At 24.9% G+C, this 2700-nt stretch carries 4 protein-coding genes; 2 read left to right on the top strand and 2 right to left on the bottom strand.

Annotation, left to right across the window (positions count from 1 at the left end):
- Positions 1–46: 46 nt before the first annotated feature.
- Entirely contained in the window at positions 47–871 is an 825-nt protein-coding gene (locus BP769_RS00635; protein WP_413861792.1) for a response regulator, read from the bottom strand.
- Between the two features lie 246 nt (positions 872–1117).
- On the opposite strand from BP769_RS00635, the gene BP769_RS00630 reads away from it, so the two are divergent.
- Positions 1118–1459 carry a hypothetical protein gene (locus BP769_RS00630; protein WP_413861789.1) on the top strand — a complete coding sequence of 114 codons (342 nt, stop codon included), beginning with the start codon at positions 1118–1120 and terminating at the stop codon, positions 1457–1459.
- A 9-nt stretch (positions 1460–1468) separates the two neighbouring features.
- Complete coding sequence (locus BP769_RS00625) at positions 1469–1645, top strand: hypothetical protein (RefSeq protein ID WP_413861786.1); 177 nt, start codon at positions 1469–1471, stop codon at positions 1643–1645.
- 40 nt (positions 1646–1685) lie between these two features.
- Here the strand turns inward: BP769_RS00625 and BP769_RS00620 are convergent, their stop codons facing one another.
- On the bottom strand, positions 1686–2516 hold the full coding sequence (locus BP769_RS00620; RefSeq protein ID WP_413861783.1) for a DUF4013 domain-containing protein: 831 nt from the start codon (positions 2514–2516) through the stop codon (positions 1686–1688).
- Positions 2517–2700: the final 184 nt, after the last annotated feature.

The following is a 2700-nucleotide window of genomic DNA, read 5'->3' as shown; positions in this document are numbered from 1 at the left end:
AGGGTTTCTACAAAACCAAAAAAATAGTTAAAAATTATATAAAAAATTAAACTGTTTTTAAACTTTTATCCTTTAATGATTTACTTATAGCTAAACTTAAAGTGTATTCAAATTCCTTCTTATTAAAAGGTTTAATAATATAACCATAAGGACCTGTTTTAACAGCAGAATCAACTGTTGAATCATCATTATAAGCAGTTAAATACACTACAGGAATGTTTAACTTGTTCATTTCCTCTGCTACATCAAAACCTGTTTTATTCCCTTTAATATTAATATCTAATAATATAAGATCAGGTTGATATTTTCCTGCAGCTTTAATTGCATCATCACCATTATCTTCAATGCTCACTACATTATAATTTAAGTGTTCTAGGTTGGTTTTAATATCTAATGCTGTAATTGCATCATCATCAACTACTAAAACATTATAATTTTCATTTGAATCTTTTAAGTTTGTAGTAGTATTTAAAGATTCCATATTACATTCCTGTTTCTCTATTTCCACACGCTTAAAACTGATTCGAATAATCCGTTCTAAATTTTTAATAAGGTAAGGCTTAGTTATATAACCATAAGAAGGATTAAGATTAGCATTTTCAAAAGTTTCACTATCTGCACTTCCAGTTAAATAAATTAAAGGAATATTTAAATCTAAAATTTTTCTTCCAGCTTCAATACCTGTCATGTCCCCTTTTAATCTTATATCCATTAAGACTAAATCCGGTTTTAAATCCCTTGTAGTGTTTATTGCTTCTTTCCCATTATCCACTATTTTAATTACTTCATAATTTAAGTTTTCTAACTTGTTTTTCAAATCCATTGCAGATAATGCTTCATCTTCCACTATTAAAATTTTTTCATCAACCATCAATTCACCTCTTAAATTTAAATATTTATATTGTTAAAATTATTCCAATTAAAATCTTTAAAATATTAAAAATTTGTATAAAAACCTCTTTATACTAATATATTTATTCATATTTATAAAATTAATTGCTCAAAAATCACTAAAAACAAATAAAAATTAAAAAGTATTTAATTAAACGAACACAAAAAATTTAATATTTTTGTAAAATAATAAAAGTTATATATAATTATATATATAATACTTACCATGTCAACTAATGCAACTGATAAAATAAGACCTAAAAACAGAAATATTGGGACAAAAGTAGCGGAAATGGAGTATAATCAAATAAATAATTTAGTTAACAAAGGATTATACTTAAATTCTGCAGATTTTTTAAGAGAAGCAATAAGAGAAAAATTAAGAAATATAAATGAAATAAACATGAAAGAAATGGATCATGATACAGCTAAAAATAAAATAATAAACTATTGTAAAGAAAACCAAAAAGTTTTATTATCTGATATAGCTGATGATTTAGAATTAGATATATTTTTAGTTAATGATATAATTGATGAACTTATAAATGAAGGAAGACTCAAGGAGTAAATTAAGACCATGTCAACTTATACTAAAGCTGGAGATACCATAAAAGGAGATAAAATAATAGCAGAAGCAAGACAAATTGGAAAAATAGTTATTATTAATAAAAGTGGTAGACACAAAGCACAAAGAATAAGTCTTAAAGATAATGCTAAATGCATAATAGAGCGAGAATTAAGATTTATAAAATAAAAAAAAAGAAAAAGGGGTAAAGTATTTAAAAGTTTATATTTTATCCTTGATTGTAGATTAATCCAATAGCTCGATATTCGAATATGAATAGGAATGATGTGAAGACTAATGCGAATATGAATACTCCAAGATATGGAATCATACTAACTAATCCACCAATAAATCCTATAATTGCAGATACAACTATTAAGAGGATGAACCATCCAATGTAGCTTCCCCAACCAATAGAACTTATTTTCTTAAATACTTCACCAAGAGATAATCCTGCTTTTAAACTATCATATTCAGCCATACGTGCAAGACCAATATAAGTAAATAATGTGAATATGAGGAATAATACTATTCCAACAACAATACTTATTACGAATCCATTGAAGAAACTGTTAATTAAAGTTGTAGGTATAGATCCGGTTATATTTTGAATTACAGCATCAGTTACAGGTGCGCCTGCTGTTAATGTTTGGTTTAAAGCTGGACTGCTTATTACATAATCTATTATTTGGAAACCATTAGAGAATACTCCAGTTATCCACATTACAATTGCAGTTAATATGGTTGGTATTATGAAGTATACAATGTATAAGACTAAACTTTTTAATCCATCTACAAAGTTTTTACCAAAATCAAATGCTGGAATATTATCTTTTCCATCTATAGTGTTTTTAATTAAACTTAAACCATATCCTAAAATGAATATGGATAATATTAAACTAATTATTCCACATAATGTGTATATGATTCCTGTTGGATAAACACCTATTAAATAATCAACAACTGCCATTACTAAGAATAATACACCAATGATCATCCAACCTTTAGTATCCTTTGTAGGGAAGGTTAATGATTCTTTTATTATATCAGTTATTCCCATTTTAAATCACTCTCCAGATTATAAATTTATTTATTAATAAAAAAAATTTTTTAATTTATATTAATTATAAAGCAAAACTGAATTAATATAAAGTAATATTATTACTTAAAACTTTATATTATTTATACTTTATTTATAAAGTTTCAAAAAAAGGATAAAATAATGGTTTTGTAGAAACCCTTTA

This window comes from Methanobrevibacter sp. UBA417 (assembly GCF_002508845.1).
In the GTDB taxonomy this organism is placed as follows: Archaea; Methanobacteriota; Methanobacteria; order Methanobacteriales; family Methanobacteriaceae; genus Methanobrevibacter_A; species Methanobrevibacter_A acididurans.
This window is presented reverse-complemented; position numbering and strand designations above follow the sequence as displayed.

Coding starts and splice junctions, on each gene's coding strand:
- BP769_RS00635 (WP_413861792.1), bottom strand. CDS start 871: ATGGTTGATGAAAAAATTTTAATAGTGGAAGATGAAGCATTATCTGCA.
- BP769_RS00630 (WP_413861789.1), top strand. CDS start 1,118: ATGTCAACTAATGCAACTGATAAAATAAGACCTAAAAACAGAAATATT.
- BP769_RS00625 (WP_413861786.1), top strand. CDS start 1,469: ATGTCAACTTATACTAAAGCTGGAGATACCATAAAAGGAGATAAAATA.
- BP769_RS00620 (WP_413861783.1), bottom strand. CDS start 2,516: ATGGGAATAACTGATATAATAAAAGAATCATTAACCTTCCCTACAAAG.